This window comes from Maricaulis salignorans, from assembly GCF_900103475.1.
Lineage (GTDB): Bacteria > Pseudomonadota > Alphaproteobacteria > Caulobacterales > Maricaulaceae > Maricaulis > Maricaulis salignorans.
This window is the reverse complement of record NZ_FNHG01000032.1, coordinates 1-3533: the sequence shown is the minus strand read 5'-3', so window position 1 is coordinate 3533 and position 3533 is coordinate 1. Positions and strand designations below refer to the sequence as shown.

3 protein-coding genes and 1 tRNA gene are annotated in these 3533 nt (G+C 64.4%); 1 reads left to right on the top strand and 3 read right to left on the bottom strand.

The window, feature by feature from the left end; translation table 11 throughout:
• Positions 1-59: 59 nt before the first annotated feature.
• A tRNA-Gly gene (locus BLT42_RS14860) sits at positions 60-133 on the bottom strand.
• A gap of 175 nt (positions 134-308) precedes the next feature.
• Here BLT42_RS14860 and BLT42_RS14855 point away from each other — a divergent pair.
• Positions 309-2222, top strand: a complete 1914-nt coding sequence (locus BLT42_RS14855) for a cation:proton antiporter domain-containing protein (protein WP_091771955.1) — start codon at positions 309-311, stop codon at positions 2220-2222.
• A 39-nt stretch (positions 2223-2261) separates the two neighbouring features.
• Here BLT42_RS14855 and BLT42_RS14850 read toward each other — a convergent pair whose 3' ends face one another.
• The gene (locus BLT42_RS14850) at positions 2262-2945 is read right to left on the bottom strand and encodes a hypothetical protein (protein ID WP_091771954.1); all 684 of its coding nucleotides are present in this window, start codon (positions 2943-2945) and stop codon (positions 2262-2264) included.
• A gap of 143 nt (positions 2946-3088) precedes the next feature.
• Positions 3089-3325: a GIY-YIG nuclease family protein gene (locus BLT42_RS14845; protein WP_091771953.1), complete on the bottom strand. Its 237-nt coding sequence runs from the start codon at positions 3323-3325 to the stop codon at positions 3089-3091.
• Positions 3326-3533: the final 208 nt, after the last annotated feature.

Sequence of the window (3533 nt, the reverse complement as noted above, 5' to 3'; positions counted from 1 at the left end):
GCCTTCGCTCGCTCTGGCGTTGGGCCTGCCCAGCCGAAGCTCGCGCAGCGAGCGAAGGCTGGAGCGGGTAGTCGGGATCGAACCGGCATCCTCAGCTTGGAAGGCTGCTGCACTACCATTGTGCTATACCCGCGCCAGAACTGAACCGTTTAGCGGTTTCGGGTGCGGGCGTCGAGACTCAGTGCAGCACCAATTGCACAGCGAATGCCGCCACCGCTGCGGCGGCCTCCCGGATCAATCACCGTGACCGCATCGCTGCTTGCCGCTAGTGTGCCCGCCAGCACGCGCCAGGCTGCCACGGGGATATCATGACCGGATTTTTGCTGCTCGCTTTCACCTTCCTGATTGCCGGGGTGATCGCGGTACCGATCGCCTCGCGGCTCGGGCTGGGCTCGGTACTGGGCTATTTGATTGCCGGTATTGCCCTGGGCCCGTTGATCGGAGCGCTCGGCGTCGATCTGGTCTCGATCCAGCATTTCGCCGAATTCGGCGTCGTGATGATGCTCTTCCTGGTCGGGCTGGAACTGGAACCCAAACTCCTGTGGGAGATGCGCGCCCGCCTGCTCGGGCTTGGCGGGTTGCAGGTGCTCGGCACGGTGGCCGGGGTAACGGGTATCGCGATGGCATTCGGCCAGCCCTGGCAGACCGCCCTGACCATCGGCATGGTGCTATCGCTCTCCTCGACGGCCATTGTGCTGCAAACCCTCAACGAAAAAGGCCTCGCGCGCAGCGATGGCGGACGCGCCAGTTTTTCGGTTCTGCTCTTCCAGGACATTGCCGTCATCCCGATGCTGGCAATCATCCCGCTGCTGGCCCTGCCCGATCTGTTCGCCGGCGGCCATGCCGCCGAAGCGGCCGCCGTCCATGGGGAGAGCGCCGGCTTTGATCTCAATCTCGTCGACGGGCTGGGCGGCTGGCAGCGTGCCCTCGTCACCCTGGCCGCGATCGGCGCCGTCATCGGGATCGGTGCCTATCTGACGCGGCCGATTTTTCGCTATATCGCCAGGGCGAAGATGCGCGAACTCTTCACCGCCGCGGCCCTGATGATCGTGATCGGCATCGCCCTGCTGATGACGCTGGTCGGCCTGTCGCCGGCGCTGGGCACATTCCTCGCCGGTGTGGTGCTGGCCAATAGCGAATACCGTCACGAGCTGGAATCCGATATCGACCCTTTCCGCGGCCTCCTGCTCGGCCTGTTCTTCATGACCGTCGGCGCCGGGATCAATTTCGCGCTGCTGGCAGCCAATCCTGCCGCCATTCTCGGCGCTGTCGCCGGGCTGATCGCGCTGAAAGCCGGCGTGCTGTGGGTGCTGGCTCGCATTTTCAAGCTGCAGGGGGCCGATCGCTGGCTGTTCGCCCTCGGGCTCGCCCAGGCGGGGGAATTCGCCTTCGTCCTGCTCGCCTTCACCACCGCCAATGGCGTCATTCCCGACGCCCTGGCCGCGCCGATCTCGCTGATCGTGGCGCTCTCCATGCTGCTCACTCCGGCGCTTTTCATCCTGCTCGACAAGGTGGTCATGCCGCATTATCTCGCCCGTTCGACACGGCCCGATGATCCAATCGAACCCGATGGCAAGATCATCATTGCCGGGCATGGCCGCTTTGGCGGCATCATCAACCGCATGCTCTCGTCGGCCGGCCATGCGACAACCGTGATCGATTACAGCTCCGAGCATCTCGAGGCCCTGCGCACCTTCGGCTTCCAGGTCCATTTCGGCGACGCCACCCGGCCCGACCTGCTGCAGGCGGCCGGCATCGCCGAGGCCAAGCTGCTGGTCATCGCCATCGACGACAAGGCGAAGATCACCGAGCTGGTGCGCTATGCCCTGCACACCTATCCCGACCTGCACGTCCTGGCCCGCGCGATCGACCGCGATCATGTCTATGAGCTATGGGCCGCCGGCTGCCGCGACATTGTGCGCGAAACCTATGACAGTTCGATTCGCGCCGGCCGCTCAGCATTGCAGGCGCTCGGCCTCAACCCGCGGCAGGCGGCGCGAATCTCCGACGAATTTGAACGCCTGGACCGCGCCTCAATGCCCGTACTGGCCGGCCTCTACCGCCTCGACACCCCGCCCCACCTCAACGCGCCCTATGTCGCCAAGGTCAAGGAGATCAGCGAGGAATGGGACCGCCAATTGCGCGGCCAGATGGCCGAAGCCGAGGCCGAGGACGCCGAGGATACGGAGCGCACCGCCGGCGAGGATGTGATTTCCGGGTGAGGCCGGATGGGTGGTGGCGCGGGGTGCCTCACGGCGGCATCAGTCACCCGCTCCAGATGACGCCTTCCAAAGCATCGCCTCCCGGTCCTGTGCGGCCTCAGCCTCGAGTGCCCGAAAATACGCCTCATAGACCCGGTCCCACGCCACGGTCACCTCACGGCGTGCGGTGCACTCCAGCCGCCCGTTATAGCGCCCGCCCGCGCGCCCATATTCATAGGGATAGGTGAAGGCCGGGAATTCCTGCTCATAGGCCTCCTGCGCCGCCCGTGCCGCGGCAACCAGCGATCCATCCAGCCCTTCAACGGGCACCTCAACCAGAACCTCATACCCACCCTGAGCGAAAGGCAGGAACGCTCTGGCCAGCGGCCAACCGGAGGCTTCCGACAGCGCATCGGCATAGATGCGACCCTCATCGGACTGCGGCCTGAAAGAGCCCCACTGCAACACGCTCGTCATGACCATGACAGTGACCAGAACGGTCTGAACCACGCGAATGCCCGCGGGAACCCGCTCGGGTTTCGGCCTGATTATGTCAACATACAGCCAGAGCGCGAGGGTCATGACGAACAGGCTGCTCACCTGCAGCAAACCCGGCTGGAACCGGTCGCCCTCAAACCACCAGGCGATGACTGCCTCGCAGCCAAGGCTGTTGGTCGAGAAAAGGTGCTGGATATACCAGAGGAAAGCGGCGGTCAGGATCACGACCGTGGTCGTCCACGCCATCCGCGTCGGCTTCGCCCCGCCCCGTCCCGATCTCGCCCGCAAGCGCCGCCGCATATCGCCCTCCGCCGACTGTCACACCGCAGTTCACCCTAGGACAAAGCCATGAGCCGAGCCAGCAGCGATGCCCCGCCAGATCAGCACGTTCACAAATGCCGGCGCGCAAAAGCGCGGCCCGAGCCGGTTTTCAGGTAGCGCTCGAATGCCAGAGCCCGGGCGGAGTCATCAAATCCGATATGGGTCTGGATCCGCCAGGGCCGGAACTTGGCCGTGTGCCTGACCTGCCCGGCATTATGACGCTCAAGGCGCGCCTCAAGGTCCGTGGTCATTCCGGTATAGAAATGCTGGCCACACTCGGATCTGAGAATGTAGACATAGGTCATGGTGCAATTATAGCGCGCAATTTGCCTTACTGCCATAAAATGTTCCTGAGCGGGCTCGCGCAGCGAAAGTCTGGCAATAGCGGGAAAAACGTCGGAGCAAGTCCGCCTTCGCCAAGGCTACGGCGGGACAGCCTTCGCTCGTTCTAGCGTTGGGCCTGCCCAGCCGAAGCTCGCGCAGCGAGCGCCAAGTGGCGTGGTGCGTGTAATT

Excerpts from the sequence above, each read along its gene's own strand:
- BLT42_RS14855 (WP_091771955.1), top strand. The coding sequence starts at position 309 with ATGACCGGATTTTTGCTGCTCGCTTTCACCTTCCTGATTGCCGGGGTG.
- BLT42_RS14850 (WP_091771954.1), bottom strand. The coding sequence starts at position 2,945 with ATGGCGTGGACGACCACGGTCGTGATCCTGACCGCCGCTTTCCTCTGG.
- BLT42_RS14845 (WP_091771953.1), bottom strand. The coding sequence starts at position 3,325 with ATGACCTATGTCTACATTCTCAGATCCGAGTGTGGCCAGCATTTCTAT.